Origin of the sequence: Sphaerisporangium krabiense, assembly GCF_014200435.1 — a bacterium.
Classification (GTDB): Bacteria; Actinomycetota; Actinomycetes; order Streptosporangiales; family Streptosporangiaceae; genus Sphaerisporangium; species Sphaerisporangium krabiense.
Genome location: NZ_JACHBR010000001.1, coordinates 3,506,561 through 3,526,311 on the forward strand (window position 1 = coordinate 3,506,561; position 19,751 = coordinate 3,526,311).

The following is a 19,751-nucleotide window of genomic DNA, read 5'->3' on the forward strand; positions in this document are numbered from 1 at the left end:
GCCCGTCGTGGACGTGCGCTAGCTCGTCTTGGAGCCCGAGGAGCTCTGCGAGCCCGGCCGCTTGAAGATCTTGTTGCCGAGCCAGACCAGCGGGTCGTACTTGCGGTCGACGACGCGCTCCTTCATCGGGATCAGCGCGTTGTCAGTGATCTTGATGTGCTCGGGGCACACCTCGGTGCAGCACTTGGTGATGTTGCAGTACCCGAGGCCGTGCTCCTCCTGCGCGGCGTTCTTGCGGTCGGCCACGTCGTAGGGGTGCATGTCCAGCTCGGCGATCCGCATGAGGAAGCGCGGCCCGGCGAACGCCGGCTTGTTCTCCTCGTGGTCGCGGATCACGTGGCAGACGTTGTTGCACATGAAGCACTCGATGCACTTGCGGAACTCCTGGGACCGCTCGACGTCGATCTGCTGCATGCGGTACTCGCCGGGCTTGACGCTGTCCGGCGGGGTGAAGGACGGGATCTCGCGCGCCTTCTGGTAGTTGAACGACACGTCGGTCACCAGGTCCTTGATGACCGGGAACGTGCGCATCGGCGTGACGGTGATCGTCTCGTCCTCGGTGAAGGTGGACATGCGCGTCATGCATCCGAGGCGCGGCTTGCCGTTGATCTCCATGGAGCACGAGCCGCACTTGCCCGCCTTGCAGTTCCACCGGACCGCCAGGTCGGGCGCCTGGGTGGCCTGCAGGCGGTGGATGATGTCGAGGACGACCTCGCCCTCGTTGACCTCGACGGTGAAGTCCTCCAGCCGGCCCTCGCCGCCCTCGCCGCGCCAGACGCGGAACTTGGCCTTGTAACTCATCAGGACTCCTTCGCCAGGGCGTCGAACGCCGCCATCTCGTCGGCGGTCAGGTACTTGCTCAGCTCCGCCCGGTCGAACAGCGTGATCAGGTCGTCCCGCATGGACGACTGCGCCTGCTCCTCCACGGAGATCTCGCCGCCGGCGCCCAGCGAGCACCGCAGCAGCTTGCGGCGCCAGTCGGCCGACATCGCCGGGTAGTCGTCGCGGGTGTGGCCGCCGCGGCTCTCCTGGCGCAGCAGCGCGGCGCGGGCGACGCACTCCGACACCAGCAGCATGTTGCGCAGGTCGATCGCCAGGTGCCAGCCGGGGTTGTAGATGCGCCCGCCCGGCGCGCCCGTGTTGGCCGCGCGCTCCTTGAGCTTCTCGACGACCTCCAGGGCCTCCTTCATCTCCTCGGCCTTGCGGATGATGCCGACGAGTTCGTTCATGGTGCGCTGGAGCTCGTGGTGGACCTCGTAGGGGTTCTCGCCGCCGCTGCGCGACAGGGGCGCCAGGGCCTCGGCCTCGGCCTCCTGCAGCGTCTCGCCGGTGATGACCGGTCGGGCCGCGAGGCCGTCGACGTACTCGGCCGCGCCCGCGCCGGCCCGGCGGCCGAACACCAGCAGGTCGGACAGGGAGTTGCCGCCGAGGCGGTTGGAGCCGTGCATGCCGCCGGACACCTCGCCGGCCGCGAACAGGCCGGGGACTGAGGACGCGCCGGTGTCGGCGTCCACCTCGACGCCGCCCATGATGTAGTGGCAGGTCGGGCCGACCTCCATGGGCTCGGCGGTGATGTCGACGTCCGCCAGCTCCTTGAACTGGTGGTGCATGGACGGCAGCCGCCTGATGATCTCGGTGGCGGGCAGACGGCTGGACACGTCCAGGAAGACGCCGCCGTGCGGGGAGTTGCGGCCCGCCTTCACCTCGGAGTTGATCGCGCGCGCGACCTCGTCACGCGGCAGCAGCTCCGGGGGACGCCGGTTGTTGGCCTGGTCGTCGTACCAGCGGTCGGCCTCCTCCTCGGTGGTGGCGTACTTGTCCTTGAACACCTCGGGGATGTAGTCGAACATGAACCGCTTGCCCTCGGAGTTGCGCAGCACCCCGCCGTCGCCGCGGACGGACTCGGTGACGAGGATGCCGCGCACCGACGGCGGCCACACCATGCCGGTCGGGTGGAACTGGATGAACTCCATGTTGATCAGCTTGGCCCCGGCCAGCAGCGCCAGCGCGTGGCCGTCCCCGGTGTACTCCCAGGAGTTGGACGTCACCACGTAGGACTTGCCGATGCCGCCGGTGGCCAGCACGACGGCGGGCGTCTCGAAGCAGATGAGGCGGCCGGTCTCGCGCCAGTAGCCGAACGCGCCGCTGATCGCGGCGTCCTCGCCGGGGCCGTCCTTCAGCAGCTTGGTGATCGTGCACTCGGCGAAGACCTTGATGTAGGCCTCGGCGTCGCCGTGCAGCTTCTCGTCCTCCTGCTGGAGGGCCACGACGCGCTGCTGCAGGGTGCGGATCAGCTCCAGGCCGGTGCGGTCGCCGACGTGCGCCAGGCGCGGGTACTCGTGCCCGCCGAAGTTGCGCTGGCTGATCTTGCCGTCCTTGGTGCGGTCGAACAGCGCGCCCCAGGCCTCCAGCTCCCAGACGCGGTCCGGGGCCTCCTTGGCGTGCAGCTCGGCCATGCGCCAGTTGTTGAGGAACTTGCCGCCGCGCATGGTGTCACGGAAGTGCACCATCCAGTTGTCGGCGGGGTTGACGTTGCCCATGGCGGCGGCGGCGCCGCCCTCGGCCATGACGGTGTGCGCCTTGCCGAACAGCGACTTGCAGACGATGGCCGTGCGCTTGCCCTGCTGCCGTGCCTCGATCGCCGCACGGAGCCCGGCGCCGCCCGCTCCGATGACGACGACGTCGTATTCGTGACGCTCGATTTCCACTGGTGATCCTTAAGCGAGCGGGAAGTTGATGATGCCCTTGGCGACGAGCCGCACGTACAGGTCGGCCCCCATGACCGAGTACATGGACAGCCATGCGAGCAGCATGTGGCGGCGGTTGAGCTTGGAGACGAAGGTCCACGCCTTGTAACGCAGCGGGTGCTTGGAGAAGTGGTTGAGCCGGCCGGCCGTGATGTGGCGGCAGGAGTGGCAGCTCAGCGTGTAGGCCCAGATCAGCACCACGTTGATCCACAGGATGGCCGTGCCCAGCCCGAAGTGGCCCCAGGCGCCGTGCTCGTCGCGCAGCGCCAGCACCGCGTCCCACGTCAGCACGAGCGCGACCAGGATCGCGGCGTAGAAGAAGTAGCGGTGGATGTTCTGGATGATCAGCGGCAGCCGGGTCTCACCGGTGTACTTCTTGTGGGGCTCGCCCACCGCGCAGGCCGGAGGGGAGAGCCAGAACGCGCGATAGTAACCCTTGCGGTAGTAGTAACAGGTGAGACGGAATCCGGCGGGAAGGCCGAGGATGATGATGCCGGGCGGCAGCGTCCACCAGTCGCCGAAGGGGGCGAGGCCGAACAACCTCGCGCCTTCCGGACACGACGTCGCGAGACACGGCGACGAGAAGGGGGCGATATAGGGCTCGACGAAATAGCTCTTGTCGAAGATCGCCCAGAAGCCGTAGACGAGGAACGACGCCAACGCCGCGAATGTGATGGCCGGGGCGATCCACCAGCGGTCCGTGCGCAGGGTGCGGGCGGCGATCTGCGCCCGCTGCTTCCTTTGCGCCGGTTCGCCGAGCGGCCGACCGGCAGTGGTCTGGGTCATGGGAGAACTCTCCACCTTCCCCGGCCCTGGGCGCCGCGTGGGACGGAGGGCCGGGCTTTCACGTTTGGCTGGGTGCCGCGCGCAGTATGCTCCGCGCCGGTCGCAGCCGCGCGCGTGCCGGGTGGGGCTACGTTACGACGGCTGGAACCCTACGTGTGGACAGGGTCACTGACTTTTTCGACCGACCTCGTGTGATTCCCATCACGTCGCTGTCAGGCTCAGGGCCGTTGCCCACTCCTAGGCAGTTTAACGACTGTCACGAAGAAGTCATCGATTTGGCGTACCACCCTGATGAACTGGTCGAAGTCCACCGGCTTGGCCACGTAGGCGTTGGCGTGGAGGCGGTAGCTGCGCAGGATGTCCTCCTCGGCCTCGGAGGTCGTCAGCACCACCACGGGGATGCTGCGCAGCTCGGCGTCGGCCTTGATGTCCTCCAGCACCTCCCTGCCGTCCTTGCGGGGCAGGTTGAGGTCGAGCAGGATCAGGTCCGGCCGCGGCACGTCGGCGTACTGCCCCTCCCGGCGCAGGAAGGCCATGGCCTGCTCGCCGTCGCTGACGACGTGCAGCTTGTTCTGCACCTTGTTGTGCTCGAAGGCCTCGCGGGTCAGCAGCACGTCTCCGGGGTCGTCCTCCACGAGCAGGACGTCGATCCAGCGCATGTCATTCATCCGTGTCTCCAGAAGCGGGCAGTGTCCAGCGGAAGGTGGTCCCCGGGCGGCCGGGCGCCGGGTCGTCGAGCCAGATCTTGCCGCCGTGGTACTCGACGATCTTCCTGCAGAGCGCCAGGCCGATGCCGGTTCCGGGATACACGTCACGTGGGTGCAGGCGCTGAAAAATCAGGAAGATTCGGTCAGCGTACTTGCTCTCCACGCCGATGCCGTTGTCCGAGCACGCGAACTCCCACATGTCGTCCCGCCGCTCGGCGGAGATGTGGACGCGCGGCGGCTCCTCGGAGCGGAACTTCAGCGCGTTGCCGATGAGGTTCTGGAGGAGCTGGGTGATCAGCACCTGGTTGCCGTGGATCTCCGGCAGCTCGTCGTGGGTGACGGTCGCGCCGGTGTCCTCGATCTGCGCCGCCAGGTTGGCGAGGGCGACGTCCAGCGCCCGCTGCGTCTTGACCGGCGCCTTCTCGCCGCCCACGCGGCCCACCCGCGACAGGTCCAGCAGGTCGTTGATCAGAAGCTGCATCCGCTTGGCGCCGTCCACGGCGAAGGCCACGTACTGCTTGGCGCGGTCGTCGAGCTGGTCGCCGTACCGCTGTTCCAGCATCTGGGTGAAGCTCGCGACCTTCCGCAGCGGCTCCTGCAGGTCGTGGCTGGCCACGTAGGCGAACTGCTCCAGCTCGGCGTTGGACCTGCGCAGCTCGACCGCCTGGTCGGCGAGCTGCTGCCGGGCCTCGGCGGTACGGCGCCACTCCCGCAGGATGCGCCCGCGCATGGCGTCGACGCGGCCGGACAGCTCCGCCAGCTCGGCGGGCTTGGCGACGTGCAGCTCGCGGTCGAACTCGCCGAGGGTGACGGCGCGCACCTGCTGGGTCAGCTGGGAGATCGGCCGCAGCACGACGTACCTGACGATCAGCGTGAACATCACGGCGGCGGCCACGAAGACCAGCGCGAGCGCGATCAACACGAAGTAGACCGTGCGCCAGCCGTCCTCCAGGCGTGCGCTGCCCTGGTCGTGCATGCGGCCGAGCGTCTGCTGCTGGGCGGCGAGCGCCTCCCGTACGGCGGCCAGACGCTGGGTGTTGACCGAGGCGTAGGTGGTGGCGGTCTGGAGCTTGAGCTCAGGGACCTTGGCGATCACGACGTCGGCGTAGTCGCGGCGCCAGGCGGCGGCGGTCTCGGCCAGGCGCCGTAGGTCGGCGCGGGGCGCCTCCCCGCGCATCTGGGCGACCAGGGCGGACAGCTTGGCGAACGCCGCCGTCTCGGACTGCAGGGCCGTCCGGTAGTCCTGGAGGTACTGCGCCTCGTTCGTGCGCCCGTAGGTGCGGATCGAGTTCTCCTCCGCCGACAGCGCGGTGGAGACCTCCAGCGTGTGCAGGACGGCGGGATCGATCACGTCGACCAGCGACTCGCGGTCCAGGCGCGTCATGTTGATCGTCATGACGGTGAGGGCGGCGCCGAGGACGAAGGCGAGCATCGTCGCCACCCCGGCGACGAGGAACCACCGCCCGAGCGGCAGGCGTCCGAAGCCCTTCGGCGGCGCCGGGGCCGGCAAGGGGGCCAGGTGGGTCACGTCGGCCTCCTGCCGATCAGCACGGCCGCGAGATCGTCGCTGAGCTCGTCCCTGTGCATGTCCTGGACGGCCGTGATCAGGCGGTCGAGGTCGATCTCGCCCTGCTCGCGGATGAGGCTGATGAGGCCCTCGGTGCCGAGCAGGTCGGGGCCGCCGCCGATCGTGGCCTCGATCAGCCCGTCGGTGTAGAGGAGCAGCGCCCAGTCGTCGCCGAGCGGCAGCCGGATCGTGGTCCACTCGATGTCGCGGAAGATGCCGAGCGGCGGCCCGGACGGCGCGTCGGGCACGACGTCCAGGATGCCCTGGTGGATGTCGCCGCGCAGGAACAGCGGGGGAGGGTGCCCGACGACGTGCAGGTCGGCGTGGCGCAGGCCGGGCTCGATCGTCACCGTGCACAGGGTGGTGAAGATCTCGGGGGACTTGCGCTCGTTGCGCAGCACGGTCTCCAGGGTGGCCAGCAGGTCGTTGCCCGTGTGCCCGGCGAGGACGAGCGCGCGCCAGGCGATGCGCAGCGCGACGCCGAGGGCCGCCTCGTCGGGGCCGTGGCCGCACACGTCGCCGATCACGACGTGGACCGCGCCGTCGGGGGTCTGCACGGTGTCCCAGAAATCGCCCGCGAGCAGTGCCTGCCGGCGTCCGGGCAGGTAGCGCGCGTGGTGCTGGAGCCCCTGGGTGTGGTCGAGCAGGGGGACGGGCAGCAGGCCGTGCTCCAGGCGGGTGTTCTCGCGGCTGAAGTGCTGGGCCTCGGCGAGCTTGCGCTGGGTGAGGTCGGCGCGCTTGCGCTCGATGGCGTAGCTGATGGCGCGGGCGAGGAGGCGGTCGTCCACGTCCTGCTTCACCAGGTAGTCCTGGGCGCCCGCCGCGACGGCCTCGACGCCGACGTGCGCGTCGTTGAGCCCGGTCAGCACGAGCACGGCCGTGTCGGGCGCCATGGCGATGACCTGGCGCAGCGCCTCCAGGCCAGAGGCGTCGGGCAGCGAGAGGTCCACCACCACGCACTGGACCTGGTCGGTGAGCCGGTCGCGGCTCTCGGCCATGGTGCGCGCCCAGATGATCTTGGGGGGTGCGGGGGTGGTCGCCAGCAGCTCCTCGACCAGGAACGCGTCGCCCGCGTCGTCCTCGATCAGGAGGATCGTATGCATCTCGGTCGGCGCCGCCGGCGTGCCGGGCGAGAGCGCGGTCACTGGTGCCTCTTATGAAGTGTTGGTTGACCTTGCCTGTTGACCTGCACCATATAGGGAAAGTCGCCTGGACGCATGAATGTGCAAAACCGTGACTTAAGGCACGAAGCATTCGAAATCGCAGTTGCCGTCGTGCGCATGTCACAGCTCTGCGGGCGGAGTGCTCAGCTCGACACCCTGCGGCAGAGACCCCTCCTCGGCTGCCTCGGACAGATAGGAGAGCAGAGTAGCGCGGAACGCCTGGGCCGCACGGATGGGCTCGACGTCCTTGCGATGGGCGAGCGCGACCACGCGGCGCAGGCCCGGCGGGGCCAGCGGGGTGCCCGCCAGACCGGGCCGCCCGTCCAGCACCATCGACGGCACCACCGCGACCCCGAGCCCCGCCTCCACGAAGCGCAGCACCGCGTCCATCTCGCCGCCCTCGACGGCGAAGCGCGGTTCGAAACCGGCCTGGCGGCAGGCGTTCAGCGTGGCCTCGCGCACGTCGTACCCCCGGCGGAACATCACCATCGGGCGGCCGCGCAGCTCCTCGATCCGCACGTACGGCCTGCGCGGCCGTGTTCCGGCGGGCGAGACGACCACCAGGTTCTCGCGCAGGATCTCCTCGGTCACCAGCGACGGGTCGCTGCTCTGCAGGGGCAGGATGATCAGCGCCAGGTCGAGCTGGCCGCGCGCCAGGTCGCGGACCAGGTCACGCGAGCCGCCCTCCTCCACCAGCAGGTCGATGCCCGGATAGTCGTCGTGGAAGCGGGCCAGCGCCTCGGCCAGCAGCCCCGCGCACAGCGACGGCGTCGCGCCCAGCCGCACCCGGCCCCGGCCCAGCCCGGCCAGCTCCGCCACCTCGCGGCGCGCGGTCTCGGCGTCCGCCAGGATGCGCCGCGCCAGGGGGAGCAGCGCCTCGCCCGCGGGGGTGAGCGTCACGTTGCCCCGGGCGCGGCTGAACAGCGGCGCGCCGAGCTCGGCCTCCAGCGCCTTGATCTGCTTGCTCAGGGACGGCTGGGCGAGCCGCATCCGCTCGGCCGCGTGCGTGAAGTGCGCGGTCTCGGCCACAGCCACGAACGAGGCCAGTTGCTGTAGCTGCACGGTCCACAGCGTACGGCGGGCGTTCCCGCCGCTCGCGGGCGGCATGCGGTGTGAGATCGGGGTGTGAGATTGCTCGCATCGGCCTCGTGGGTCCGAACATCCGATGACCCGAAGGGCCACGGTGCATAGCCTCCGGCTATCGAGACGAGGCGGCCGATGACTTGGACGCCTTATCTCCGCCTTACTTACCGTCGATGAGTGACATCCACCATCGAACGAGGCATGGCCACCGCCGAGGTCCGCCGCCACTCCGATCCGCCGAGGACGCCGGCGCGGCGACGGCCGAGCCTGATGCGGACCTCCAACGGCAGGAAGGCCGTCATGGCGGTCAGCGGCGCCGTGCTGGTGCTCTTCCTCATCGGTCACATGCTCGGCAACCTCAAGATCTTCCTCGGCGCGGAGTCGTTCAACTCCTACGCCGAATGGCTGCGCACCGTCGGCGAGCCCGCCGTGCCCGGCCGCACGATCCTCACCCTCACCGAGATCGTCCTGGTCGCCGCGGTGGTGCTGCACATGTGGTCGGCGGTCTCGCTGGCCCGCCGCGCCGCCAAGGCCCGGCCCGTCAAGTACGCGGCCCGCCGCAGGTCGCAGGCCGGCGGCTACGTCGTCCACACCATGCGCTACGGCGGCGTGATCATCCTGCTGTTCGTCGTCTGGCACCTGCTCGACCTGACCTTCGGCACCGTCAACCCCAAGGGCTTCGACGCCTCCCCGTACGACCGCATCGTCGCCGGCTTCGACCCCTCCCGGTGGTGGGTGACGGCCTTCTACATCCTGGCCCTCGTGATGGTGGGGCTGCACCTGCGTCACGGCCTGTGGAGCGCCTTCCAGACGCTCGGGCTCACCCGCGGCCGGGCCCGCGGCGTGCTCAGCGCCGTCGCCGCCGCCGGCTCCGCCGTGCTGATCCTCGGGTTCGTGTCCGTTCCCATCGCCGTGATGATCGGAGCTGTGAAGTGAACTACACGACCGGGGAGCCGATCCGCGACACCAAGGCCCCCGCCGGGCCCATCGAGGACCGCTGGGACACCCGCCGCTTCTCCGCCAAGCTGGTCAACCCCGCCAACAAGCGCAAGCTCACCGTGATCGTCGTGGGCACCGGCCTCGCGGGCGGCTCCGCCGCGGCGACCCTCGGCGAGCTGGGCTACAAGGTCAAGTCGTTCTGCTACCAGGACTCGCCCCGGCGCGCGCACTCCATCGCCGCGCAGGGCGGCATCAACGCGGCCAAGAACTACCGCGGCGACGGCGACTCGATCCACCGCCTGTTCTACGACACCGTCAAGGGCGGCGACTTCCGCGCCCGCGAGTCCAACGTCTACCGGCTCGCCCAGGTCAGCGTGAACATCATCGACCAGGCCGTGGCCCAGGGCGTGCCGTTCGCCCGCGAGTACGGCGGCCTGCTCGACACCCGCTCCTTCGGCGGCGCGCAGGTCTCCCGGACGTTCTACGCGCGCGGGCAGACGGGCCAGCAGCTCCTGCTCGGCGCCTACCAGGCCCTGGAGCGCCAGATCGCGGCCGGGACCGTCGAGATGCACACCCGGCACGAGATGCTCGACCTGGTGATCAGCGGCGGGCGGGCGCGCGGCGTCATCGTCCGCGACCTGGTCACCGGCGAGATCGAGACCCACCTCGCGGACGCGGTCGTGCTGGCCACCGGCGGGTACGGCAACGTGTTCTTCCTGTCCACCAACGCCAAGGGGTGCAACACCACGGCGATCTGGCGGGCGCACCGGCGCGGCGCCTACTTCGGGAACCCGTGCTACACGCAGATCCACCCGACGTGCATCCCGGTCAGCGGCGAGTACCAGTCGAAGCTGACGCTGATGTCGGAGTCGCTGCGCAACGACGGGCGGGTCTGGGTGCCGGTCACGGCGGGGGACTCCCGCGCGCCGGGCGACATCCCGGAATCCGACCGTGATTACTACCTTGAGCGGATTTATCCGGCCTTCGGGAACCTTGTCCCGCGGGACATCGCGTCCCGCGCCGCCAAGAACGTCTGTGACGAGGGCCGCGGCGTCGGCCCCGGCGGGCTCGGCGTGTACCTCGACTTCGCCGACGCCATCGCCCGCCTCGGCAGGGACGCCGTCGAGAAGAAGTACGGCAACCTCTTCGAGATGTACGAGCGCATCACCGGCGAGGACCCCTACACCCGGCCCATGCGCATCTACCCCGCCGTCCACTACACCATGGGCGGGCTGTGGGTGGACTACGACCTGCAGTCCACCATCCCCGGCCTGTTCGTCATCGGCGAGGCCAACTTCTCCGACCACGGCGCCAACCGCCTCGGCGCCTCCGCCCTCATGCAGGGCCTCGCGGACGGCTACTTCGTCCTGCCCACCACGATCGGCGACTACCTCGCCGGCGGACCCTTCGGCGAGGTCGGGAAGGCCGACGTCGACGAGGCCCTCGGCCAGGTCACCGGCAAGATCGGCCGCCTGCTGTCCGTCGGCGGCACCCGCACCGCCGACTCCTTCCACCGCGAGCTCGGCAAGCTCATGTGGGACCACTGCGGCATGGAGCGCACCGAGGAGGGCCTGCGCAAGGCCTTGGAGCGCATCCCGGAGCTGCGCGAGGAGTTCTGGAACAACGTCAAGGTCCCCGGCGACGAGGAAGGGCTCAACCAGGCCCTGGAGCGGGCCGGCCGGGTCGCCGACTTCTTCGACCTCGCCGAGCTGATGTGCCTGGACGCCCTGCACCGCACCGAGTCCTGCGGCGGCCACTTCCGCGCCGAGTCCCAGACCGAGGACGGCGAGGCGCTGCGCGACGACGACGGCTTCGCCTACGTCGCCGCCTGGGAGTACGGCCAGGACGGCACCCCCGTCCTGCACAAGGAAGAGCTCGACTACGAGTACGTCAAGATGACCCAGCGGAGCTACAAGTGAACCTGACCCTGAAAGTCTGGCGGCAGAACGGCCCCGGCGACGCGGGGCGCATGGTGACCTACCAGGTCACGGACGTGTCCCCCGACATGTCCTTCCTGGAGATGCTCGACGTCCTCAACGAGCGGCTCATCCTCGAAGGCGACGACCCGGTGGCCTTCGACCACGACTGCCGCGAGGGCATCTGCGGCATGTGCGGCATGGTCATCAACGGCGTCGCGCACGGCGAGCAGCGGGCCACCACGACCTGCCAGCTCCACATGCGCCACTTCGAGGACGGCGCCACCGTCACGATCGAGCCGTGGCGCGCCGCGCCGTTCCCCGTCATCAAGGACCTGGTCGTCGACCGCGGCTCCTTCGACCGCATCATCCAGGCCGGCGGCTTCGTCTCCGTCCCCGCCGGCTCGGCCCCCGACGCCCACAGCGTCCCGGTCAAGAAGGAGAACGCCGACGCCGCCTTCGACGCCGCCACCTGCATCGGCTGCGGCGCCTGCGTCGCCGCCTGCCCCAACGGCTCGGCCTCCCTCTTCACCGGCGCGAAGATCACCCACCTCGGCCTGCTCCCGCAGGGCCAGCCGGAACGCGACTCCCGCGCCCTCGCCATGGTCGAACAGATGGACCTGGAAGGCTTCGGCGGCTGCACCAACACCGGCGAATGCACCGCCGTCTGCCCCAAGGGCATCTCCCTCGACGTCATAGCCCAAATGAACCGCGACTACCTGAAGGCCGCCAAGTAACGGCCTCCGGCCCAAGGTCTTCGCTTCGCTCAGGCTGTTTTTCCAGGGGCCTGCGGCCCACGGGAGACGTCGTGGACGACGCGTCTGGCCCTGGAAGCCCTCCATGGTCGCGGCCTCGCCATCGTCGCCGCCCTCGCCCACGACCATGGCGTCACGCACCCACCTGACGGCTCCGGTAAGACGGTCTGGGCGCGCTGGCGCCTGTCGTCCGGCGGTCACGCCGCCACGTCCTTGATGAACGACATGTACGGTCCATGCCAATGTCCACCAAGGAGATCGGGATGAGGCACTCGGAGCGTCTGTGGCACTTGGCGTACAAGTACGGCATGGGCTCGTCGTTCGACGGGATGTGGGTGGAGGGCCTGGAGGTCGCGGAAGTCGCCGAGCGGCTTGGGGGTGCGGTGGCCGGGGAGTGCGGCTGGGCGGACCTGCTCAAGGGCGTGGGGGAGGGAACGGGGGTGGTCTGGGCCGGGCGCCTCAATGGCGACTGGACGCAGGTCGTACACCTGGGGGTCGAGGCCCTCGACGTGGAGCCGTTGTCGGAGGGGAATCGTCGCGCCCTCCGCTTCGGCTGGCACGTGAACGGCGTCGGTGATCTCGTCTATGCGGTCGATGGCGCGTGTGTCACCGTGTTCGGCGTGACCCGGCCGGGCGGGCGTCGAGGCCGTGAACCGCAGGCGCTCGACCCGTACGCGGAGGGGTTGCGGTTCGATCTCCAGGACTCGTCATGGGAGAACGACCCGGACCTGCCCCCAGGCTGGAGGGAGTACTCCGCCTGGGAGGAGGCGCGGTTGGAGGGCGACCTACCGGATGACGCCTACGACGACATGCCGCCGGAGTGGTCTGATCTGCTGGAGCTCGCGGTCAATGGCTACAGCCCGCCGCTGGCCGCCTGCATCACGTCGGCCCTGACCCTCGTCGGGCGGGTGACGGGTCGAGAGTTGGATGAGGCGTGGATGCGGGAAATCCACACTCGATTCCTCTTCGAGCGCTGAACAGGCAGGAACACCGGCGCACGGTTGCCTGCAGCAGGCCGCCCCGGAAGCGGGCCGTGGGCGGCGATGACCTCCAACGCGGCCCGGTGCTCCAGCGAAAACCAGAGCCAGGGGTCGGCGAAGGCGTTGGAGGGGTTCGCGGTCATGATGAGGTCGGTGCTGTGCCGCGGGATGTCAGGGCCGCTTGCACGATGCGGATCGCCTCGGCCGCGTCGAGGCCGACGCCGGCCACCACGGCCGCGTAGTCGGCGGCGGCCCTGCGGACCCGCTCCCGGGCCTCCTCGCCGGCGGCCGAGACGAACGAGCCCGCCCGTCCGCGTGTCTCGATCAACCCCGCCTCCTCCAGTTCCCGGTAGGCGCGGCCGACCGTGTTGACGGCCAGGTTGAGGTCGGCCGCGAGGTGGCGGATGGTCGGCAGCCGGGCGCCCACGGCCAGCGTGCGGTCCTGGATCTGCCGGGCGAGCTGGGCCCGTAGCTGCTCGAATGGCGGCACCGGCGAGGCCGCGTCGATGACGATCAACGGTTGCTCATCGCCTGCCGGGCCACCGTCGCGCTCGACGGCGTTCTGGTTTGGAGCGCGATGAAGGCGACCAGGCCCAGGATCAGGTAGGCGACCGAGGCGGCGCTCCACCAGCCGGGCGCGGTGCCGAAGAGCAGCACCATCGGCAGTGACCACTGCACGTTCGGCGTGGCGAGGACGCGGGCGTCCTCGACGCGCATGATGACATCGGCGGTCAGCGACTCCTCGTCCTCCGCCACGACCGGGTGCCTGAGCAGATGGCGTAGCTGCAGGGCGAAGATGGCGGTCGCGCCGAGCAGGCCGATCAGCAGGACGACGGCCGGCCGTCGCACGGCGGGGTCGGGAACGGCCAGGGCGCTCCCGGTCAGCGCCATCGCACCGGCGAAGGTGGCGACCGTGAAGACGGCGTACGGCAGGCCGAGCACGGCCCGCCAGCCGGGCTGGATCAGATGGGCGGCCCTGCGGGACAGCGTCGCGCCCGCCCGCTGGTCGACGCGTCGCACCCACCGGTCGAGCAGCAACTGCGCCAGCAGCAGTCCGGCCACGACGACGGTCAGGGCCGGCAGTTGCAGCGGGCGCCGCGGCTGGGGTCCGAGGAAGGCGACACTGGCGAGCGCGCTCGCGATGATCAGCACCGCCAGGATGACGTGGGCGGCGAGGCGGGCCTGTCTCCGGACCGCCAGCCGGCCGGCCAGCAGCGGGGTGGGGCGAGCTCCGGCCAGGTCGTGCCGGGCCAGCCACTCGCCCGCCAGTCGCAGGTCGGCCGCACGCGTCGGCGGACCGGCGTCCGGTAAGGGTTCACGAGTCATGGCGCCTCCCTTGTCGCAGACTTTGTCGCAAGCTTTGTAGCAACATGGTGAGTCATACTTTGCGACAAAGTCAACCCGCCCGCCACCGTCACCGCATGCCGCGCGACCGCGATGGCGTGGTGCCGCAGGTCCTTCTCTCTCAGTAGTGCATCGGACACGTCATGTAGCGGTTATGGTGGCGGGCAGGAGCACGCGCAGTGTCGAAGGGAGAGCGCGTGAGCGCCAACGACTACGAGAATCCTGTGCCGCCGGGCGTGGACGCCGGCCGTCCCACGATCGCCCGCGTGTACGACGCGCTGCTCGGCGGCGCCGACAACTTCGCCTCCGACCGGGCCGTCGTGGCGGCGCTGCGCGAGGTATGCCCACAGATCAGCGACGTCGCGGTGCAGAACAGGCGGGCCCTCGGGAGGGGGATCGGCTATCTGGCCGGGACGCTCGGCGTCCGGCAGTTCCTCGACCTCGGCTCGGGGCTGCCGACGGCCGAGAACACGCACCAGGTCGCGGGCCGTTCGGTCTCCGAGGCGCGGGTGGTGTACGTGGACATCGACCCGATGGTGCGGGCCCACAGCCGGTCGCTGTTGTCCGGCGACGGCGGCACGGCGGTCGTCGTGGCCGACCTCAGGGATCCGGAACGCGTGCTCGACGACCCCGGCCTGCGCGAGGTGATCGACTTCACGCAGCCCGTCGCCATCGTGCTGGCGGGCATCCTGCACCACCTGCACGACGACGAGAACCCCAAGGCGATCGTGGACGCCTACCTGAGCGCCGCCCCTGTCGGCAGCCCCCTTCTCATCACCCACTTCTGCTCTTCGGCCCCCGACGCCGCGGCGCTGGAGCAGGCATGCCTGAGCGTGCTCGGCACCGGAAGGTTCCGCACCATGGAAGAGATCACCGGCTACTTCGACGGCACCACGTTGCTGGCCCCCGGCGTCGTCTACCTCCCCGACTTCCACCCCGACACCCCGTCCGGCCGTCCCCTGACCACGACCGACCGCCTCATCGCCGGCGGCATCGGCCTCAAACTCTGACAGGGCCGCACGCTCGGCGGGCTCACGCGAGTTCTGAGCGGATCTCGGTGCGCAGGGAGTCGAACGCGAGGCCGGAGTCGGCGAGGACGCGGGCGGCCAGGCCCTCGCCCTCGCGGAGCAGGCCGAGGAGGATGTGGCCGTCGCTGATGTGGTTGTGCTTGAGGGCGACGGCCTCGCGCAGGGAGAGTTCCAGCACCTTCTTGGCGCGGCCGCTGAAGGGGATGTGATCGCCGCCGAGGAACCAGGGCTTGCCGCGGCGGGGGCGTCGCTCGCGGTCGAGGGCGCCGCGGCCGAACACGGCCTCGACCTTCTCGCGGACCACGTCGAGGTCGATGCCGATGGCCTCCAGGGCCTGGGCGTCCAGCCGGTCCGGCGCGGAGGCGTCCAGAAGCCGCGCGATCATGTCGCGCGCCCGGTCGTGGTCGAGCCCGTGCCGCGTCAGGATCCTGCCGCCGACCGAGTCGGGCTGGCGTAGCAGGGCCAGGAGCAGGTGCTCGGTGCCGATGTAGTCGTGGTCCAACGACCGGGCCTCTTCCTGGGCCTGGACGACCACCTGGCGGGCGTTCGCCTGGAACCTCTCGAACATCGTCATTTCTCCCGTCTGAGTAGACCGCGGCCGCCCGCGTACTTCTTGTGAACCGCCTGCCTGCTCACGCCGAGCAGGACCGCGATCTCCTGCCACGACCAGCCCTGTTCGCGGGCGCTGTCGACCTGGAGCGCCTCGAGGCGTTCCACCAGGACGCGCAGCGCCCGTACGGCGCGCAGGCCGACGGCGGGGTCGCGGCTGCCGGCGTCGGAGGCCAGCTGTGCCGTATCGCTCATGGGTGTCAATATAGGTTGACAGGCAGATGGGTGTCAACATTGGTTGACGAGCGTGATCGGTCGATCTCTGGAGGAAAGTCTTCTGCCGGGGCGCGAGAACCCGAATGTTTTCGCTGCTCACCCGCGCCGGCGGGCGGAAAATCGATTGCCCGGCGCCGCCGGTCGCTGCGAGCCTGTGGAGGTTATGCGCACGCTTCCCCACGCCGATCCCGGTGTTCCCGACGCCCGCAGCCCCTTCCGATATCTGTGGTGGACGGCGCGCGGCCAGGCGGGGCCGCTGCTCGCCGGCATCGGCTTCGCCGTACTGTGGTGGCTCGCCCAGGCGCTGGTGCCCGCGGCGCTCGGCCGCGCCATCGACAGCCTGACGCAGCGGGACACCGAAGGGCTGGTCCGCTGGTCGGCGGTCATGCTCGTGCTGGGCATGACCGCGGCCTTCGGCGGCGTCATGCGCCACCGCAGAGCCGTCTACAGCTACCTGGCCGCCGCCTACCGCACCGTGCAGGTCACCGCCCGCCAGGCCACCCGCCTCGGCGCGACGCTCCCGAAGCTGCTCTCCACCGGCGAAGTGATCAGCGTGGGCAACTCCGACATCTCGCACATCGGCAGCGCCCTCGACATCCTCCTGCGCGGCACGGGCAGCCTGATCGCCATCGCCACCGTCACGGTGATCCTGCTCGTCACCAGCCCCGAGCTGGGCCTGACCGTGCTCATCGGCGTGCCGCTCATGGCGCTGGCCGTCGTGCCCCTGCTCCGCCCGCTGCACCGCTGGCAGCACACCCAGCGCGACCTCCAGGGCGAGCTGGCCACCCGCGCCTCCGACATCGTCGCGGGCCTGCGTGTGCTGCGGGGCATCGGCGGCGAGCAGGTCTTCGCCGACCGCTACCGCGCGCAGTCCCAGCGGGTGCGGACGGCGGGCGTGCGCGTGGCCTCCGTCAACGCCACCCTGGACGCCGCGCAGGTCCTGCTGCCCGGCCTGCTCATCGCCTTCGTCACCTGGCGCGGCGCCCACCTCGCCCTGGACGGCACGATCACCGTCGGCCAGCTCGTCGCGTTCTACGGGTACGCGCTGTTCCTGGTCGGCCCGCTGCGCACGCTCACCGAAATGGCCGACAAGCTCACCAAGGGCCACGTCGCCGCCCGCAGGGTCGTGCGCATCCTCTCCCTGAACCCGGAGATCACCGGCAACGCCACGGCCACCGGCACGCCCGGCGGCGACCTCGTCGACCCGTCCTCCGGCGTCACCGTGCCGCACGGCCGGTTCACGGCGCTGGTGAGCGCGGTGCCCGAGGACGCCATCGCCGTCGCCGACCGGCTCGGCCTGTACGCCGCCGCCGACGTCACCTTCGGCGGTGTCCCGCTGGCCGACCTTCCGCTGGAGGAGGTGCGGCGCCGGATCCTCGTCGCCGACAACGGCGCCAGGCTCTTCAGCGGGCCGCTGCGCGACCAGCTCGACGTCACCGGCACGGCCTCCGACGACGACCTGCGGCGCGCGCTGCACACCGCCGGCGCCGAGGACATCGTCGCGGCCCTGCCCGACGGCCTCGACGCCCACGTCGCCGAGGCCGGCCGCGAGTTCTCCGGAGGCCAGCAGCAGCGGCTGCGGCTCGCCCGCGCCCTGGTCGCCGACCCCGAGGTGCTGATCCTCGTCGAGCCCACCAGCGCCGTGGACGCCCACACCGAGGCGCGGATCGCCGACCGCCTCGGCCAGGCCAGGGCCGGGCGCACGACGCTCGTCTGCACCACCAGCCCCCTGGTCCTGGACCACGCCGACCACGTGATCTTCATGGAGGACGGCGTGGCGCGCGCCGAGGGCTCCCACCGCCACCTGCTCGCCACCCGCCGCGACTACGCCGCGACCGTGACCCGCTCGGAGTGATCATCGTGCTGACCGTAAGAACCCGTAGGAAACGGATGAACGGCGAACGGCCGTGAGCGCCGGCCGGACCATCCTGCCCGTCGCCGACCGCAGACAGGTGCGCGCCTACGCGCGGCGGCTCACCCTGAAGTACCCCGGCCGCCTCGCCCTGGCCCTCGGCCTGCACGCGCTGGCCGCCGTCTCCGGCCTGGTCGCGCCCCGCCTGCTCGGCGAACTGGTCGAGAGCGTGCGGCTCGGCACGGGCGCCGGGGTCGACACCGTCGCCCTCACGATCGCCGGGTTCGTCGTCGCGCAGGCCGTGCTGATCAGGTACGCCGTGTACGCCTCCGCGATCCTCGGCGAGAAGGTCCTGGCCGAGCTGCGGGAGGACTTCGTCGACCGCGTGCTCGCCCTGCCCCTGTCCACCGTCGAGCGCGCCGGGTCCGGCGACCTCGTCACCCGCACCTCGCGCGACGTCGACGCGCTCACCCGCACCGTCCGCCACGCCGTGCCCGAGACGTTGATCGCCCTGGTGGCGGGCGCGTTCGTGCTGGGCGCGCTGGCTCTGGCCGGCCCGTTGCTGGTGCTGCCCTCCCTCATCGCCGTCCCCCTGCTGTGGGTCGCCACCCGGTGGTACCTCAAGCGCGCCCGGGACGGCTACCTCCGCGAGAACGCCGCGTACGCCGAGATGACCGAAGGGCTCGGCGAGACCGTCGAAGGGGCGCGCACCGTCGAGGCGTTCGGCCTGCAGCACCGCCGGCACACGCGCACCGACGGCGACATCGCCCGCTCCTGGGCCGCCGAGCGGTACACGCTGGGCCTGCGTACGGCGTGGTTCCCGGCCGTGGAGATGGGCTACGTCATCCCCGTCGCGATGACCGTGCTGATCGGCGGCCTGTTCTACATCAACGGCCACGCCTCCCTGGCCGCCGTCACCGCGGCCACCCTCTACGCGCAGCAGCTCGTCGACCCGCTCGACCGTCTGCTGTCCTGGGTGGACGAGTTGCAGGTCGGCGCGGCGTCCATGGCCCGGCTGCTCGGCGTGGCCAACGTGCCCGACGACCGCAGCGCGGGCACCGGGCGCCCGAAGGGTGAAGAGATGGTCGCCGACGAGGTCCGCTACGCCTACCGGGACGGCCACGACGTGCTGCACGGCGTGTCACTGCGGGTCGCGCCGGGGGAGCGGCTGGCGATGGTCGGGCCCTCGGGCGCGGGCAAGTCGACGCTCGGGCGGCTGCTGGCCGGCATCCACGGCCCGCGGACCGGCGCCGTGACCGTCGGGGACGTCCCGCTCGTCGAACTGCCCCTGGACGAACTGCGCGGCCACGTCGCGCTCGTCACCCAGGAGCACCACGTGTTCCGGGGCACGCTGCGCGAGAACGTGCTGATCGGCCGGCCGGACGCCGGGGACAGCGAGGTCAAGGAGTCGCTCGCGGCCGTCGACGCCTGGGAGTGGGCCGAGGCGCTGCCCGACGGCCTGGAGACCGTCGTCGGCTCCGGCGGCGTCGCCCTGTCACCCGCGCAGGCCCAGCAGATCGCGCTGGCCCGGCTGGTGCTGGCCGACCCGCACACCCTCGTGCTCGACGAGGCCACCTCGCTGCTCGACCCGCGTGCCGCACGCCACCTGGAGCGCTCGCTCGCGGCCGTCCTGCACGGGCGCACGGTGATCGCCATCGCACACCGTCTCTACACCGCCCACGACGCCGACCGCGTCGCCGTCATCGAGGACGGCCGCATCAGCGAACTCGGCTCCCACGACGAACTCGTCGCCGCCGCCGGCCCCTACGCCGCCCTCTGGCAAACCTGGCACGGCACCCCCCACAACCCCTGACCCGAGGAAAGATTCCTGCCGGCTCGGGCCGCTCCCTCCCACCCGTGCCACGCCGCCAAGGCCGCCCCTTCCCGCTTCTTTCCGCGCGGAAGGGAGGCGAGGTTTGCTGGTCGGGGTTATGTGAGCCCACCCGTGCGGCCTCGTCGTGGTGGCTCACCGCGATCCCACCCCAGAAGTACGGGCCTACGGCGGCGGGAACGACACTCCCGGCCTTCGGCGGCAGGAGCGGCATTCGCGGCCTACGGC

General features: G+C 70.7%; 18 protein-coding genes. 7 read left to right on the forward strand and 11 right to left on the reverse strand.

Annotation, left to right across the window (positions count from 1 at the left end; translation table 11 throughout):
* Window positions 1-18: 18 nt before the first annotated feature.
* From BJ981_RS15650 to BJ981_RS15680, 7 genes are all read right to left on the reverse strand, one after another.
* The gene (locus tag BJ981_RS15650; RefSeq protein ID WP_184612064.1) at window positions 19-801 is read right to left on the reverse strand and encodes a succinate dehydrogenase/fumarate reductase iron-sulfur subunit; all 783 of its coding nucleotides are present in this window, start codon (window positions 799-801) and stop codon (window positions 19-21) included.
* Window positions 801-2,708, reverse strand: a complete 1,908-nt coding sequence (locus BJ981_RS15655) for a fumarate reductase/succinate dehydrogenase flavoprotein subunit (RefSeq protein WP_184612067.1) — start codon at window positions 2,706-2,708, stop codon at window positions 801-803. The genes BJ981_RS15650 and BJ981_RS15655 overlap by 1 nt, the downstream gene beginning before the upstream one ends.
* A gap of 9 nt (window positions 2,709-2,717) precedes the next feature.
* Entirely contained in the window at window positions 2,718-3,533 is an 816-nt protein-coding gene (gene sdhC, locus BJ981_RS15660) for a succinate dehydrogenase subunit SdhC (protein WP_184612069.1), read from the reverse strand.
* A gap of 218 nt (window positions 3,534-3,751) precedes the next feature.
* Window positions 3,752-4,201, reverse strand: a complete 450-nt coding sequence (locus BJ981_RS15665) for a response regulator (RefSeq protein ID WP_184612071.1) — start codon at window positions 4,199-4,201, stop codon at window positions 3,752-3,754.
* Window positions 4,194-5,768 carry a sensor histidine kinase gene (locus BJ981_RS15670; RefSeq protein WP_184612073.1) on the reverse strand — a complete coding sequence of 525 codons (1,575 nt, stop codon included), beginning with the start codon at window positions 5,766-5,768 and terminating at the stop codon, window positions 4,194-4,196. Before BJ981_RS15670 ends, BJ981_RS15665 begins: the two co-directional genes overlap by 8 nt.
* Window positions 5,765-6,952: a PP2C family protein-serine/threonine phosphatase gene (locus BJ981_RS15675; protein WP_239139484.1), complete on the reverse strand. Its 1,188-nt coding sequence runs from the start codon at window positions 6,950-6,952 to the stop codon at window positions 5,765-5,767. The genes BJ981_RS15670 and BJ981_RS15675 overlap by 4 nt, the downstream gene beginning before the upstream one ends.
* A gap of 138 nt (window positions 6,953-7,090) precedes the next feature.
* Window positions 7,091-8,032 (reverse strand): LysR family transcriptional regulator, encoded by a 942-nt coding sequence (locus tag BJ981_RS15680; protein ID WP_184612075.1) that lies wholly within the window; start codon window positions 8,030-8,032, stop codon window positions 7,091-7,093.
* 198 nt (window positions 8,033-8,230) lie between these two features.
* Here BJ981_RS15680 and BJ981_RS15685 point away from each other — a divergent pair, with 198 nt between their 5' ends.
* From BJ981_RS15685 to BJ981_RS15700, 4 genes are all read left to right on the forward strand, one after another.
* Complete coding sequence (locus BJ981_RS15685; RefSeq protein ID WP_275422320.1) at window positions 8,231-8,989, forward strand: succinate dehydrogenase cytochrome b subunit; 759 nt, start codon at window positions 8,231-8,233, stop codon at window positions 8,987-8,989.
* Window positions 8,986-10,911, forward strand: a complete 1,926-nt coding sequence (locus BJ981_RS15690) for a fumarate reductase/succinate dehydrogenase flavoprotein subunit (protein WP_184612077.1) — start codon at window positions 8,986-8,988, stop codon at window positions 10,909-10,911. The genes BJ981_RS15685 and BJ981_RS15690 overlap by 4 nt, the downstream gene beginning before the upstream one ends.
* Complete coding sequence (locus BJ981_RS15695) at window positions 10,908-11,645, forward strand: succinate dehydrogenase/fumarate reductase iron-sulfur subunit (RefSeq protein WP_184612079.1); 738 nt, start codon at window positions 10,908-10,910, stop codon at window positions 11,643-11,645. The genes BJ981_RS15690 and BJ981_RS15695 overlap by 4 nt, the downstream gene beginning before the upstream one ends.
* A 260-nt stretch (window positions 11,646-11,905) precedes the next feature.
* On the forward strand, window positions 11,906-12,640 hold the full coding sequence (locus BJ981_RS15700; RefSeq protein WP_184612081.1) for a DUF6461 domain-containing protein: 735 nt from the start codon (window positions 11,906-11,908) through the stop codon (window positions 12,638-12,640).
* Window positions 12,641-12,782: 142 nt separating this feature from the next.
* On the opposite strand, the gene BJ981_RS15705 is transcribed toward BJ981_RS15700, so the two are convergent.
* Together BJ981_RS15705 and BJ981_RS15710 are read right to left on the reverse strand one after the other, a co-directional pair.
* Entirely contained in the window at window positions 12,783-13,160 is a 378-nt protein-coding gene (locus tag BJ981_RS15705; RefSeq protein ID WP_184612083.1) for a GntR family transcriptional regulator, read from the reverse strand.
* The gene (locus BJ981_RS15710; RefSeq protein ID WP_184612085.1) at window positions 13,157-13,969 is read right to left on the reverse strand and encodes a hypothetical protein; all 813 of its coding nucleotides are present in this window, start codon (window positions 13,967-13,969) and stop codon (window positions 13,157-13,159) included. Before BJ981_RS15710 ends, BJ981_RS15705 begins: the two co-directional genes overlap by 4 nt.
* Window positions 13,970-14,184: 215 nt before the next feature.
* Between BJ981_RS15710 and BJ981_RS15715 the strand changes: the two genes are divergently transcribed.
* Window positions 14,185-14,997 (forward strand): SAM-dependent methyltransferase, encoded by an 813-nt coding sequence (locus BJ981_RS15715; protein WP_184612087.1) that lies wholly within the window; start codon window positions 14,185-14,187, stop codon window positions 14,995-14,997.
* A gap of 22 nt (window positions 14,998-15,019) precedes the next feature.
* Here BJ981_RS15715 and BJ981_RS15720 read toward each other — a convergent pair whose 3' ends face one another.
* Both BJ981_RS15720 and BJ981_RS15725 read right to left on the reverse strand, forming a co-directional pair.
* The gene (locus BJ981_RS15720; RefSeq protein WP_184612089.1) at window positions 15,020-15,583 is read right to left on the reverse strand and encodes a Clp protease N-terminal domain-containing protein; all 564 of its coding nucleotides are present in this window, start codon (window positions 15,581-15,583) and stop codon (window positions 15,020-15,022) included.
* A 2-nt stretch (window positions 15,584-15,585) separates the two neighbouring features.
* Window positions 15,586-15,819 carry a helix-turn-helix domain-containing protein gene (locus tag BJ981_RS15725; protein ID WP_184612090.1) on the reverse strand — a complete coding sequence of 78 codons (234 nt, stop codon included), beginning with the start codon at window positions 15,817-15,819 and terminating at the stop codon, window positions 15,586-15,588.
* Window positions 15,820-16,003: 184 nt separating this feature from the next.
* On the opposite strand from BJ981_RS15725, the gene BJ981_RS15730 reads away from it, so the two are divergent.
* Both BJ981_RS15730 and BJ981_RS15735 read left to right on the forward strand, forming a co-directional pair.
* Window positions 16,004-17,695 carry an ABC transporter ATP-binding protein gene (locus tag BJ981_RS15730; RefSeq protein WP_184612091.1) on the forward strand — a complete coding sequence of 564 codons (1,692 nt, stop codon included), beginning with the start codon at window positions 16,004-16,006 and terminating at the stop codon, window positions 17,693-17,695.
* Between the two features lie 52 nt (window positions 17,696-17,747).
* Entirely contained in the window at window positions 17,748-19,505 is a 1,758-nt protein-coding gene (locus tag BJ981_RS15735) for an ABC transporter ATP-binding protein (RefSeq protein WP_184612092.1), read from the forward strand.
* The last annotated feature ends 246 nt before the right edge of the window (window positions 19,506-19,751 follow it).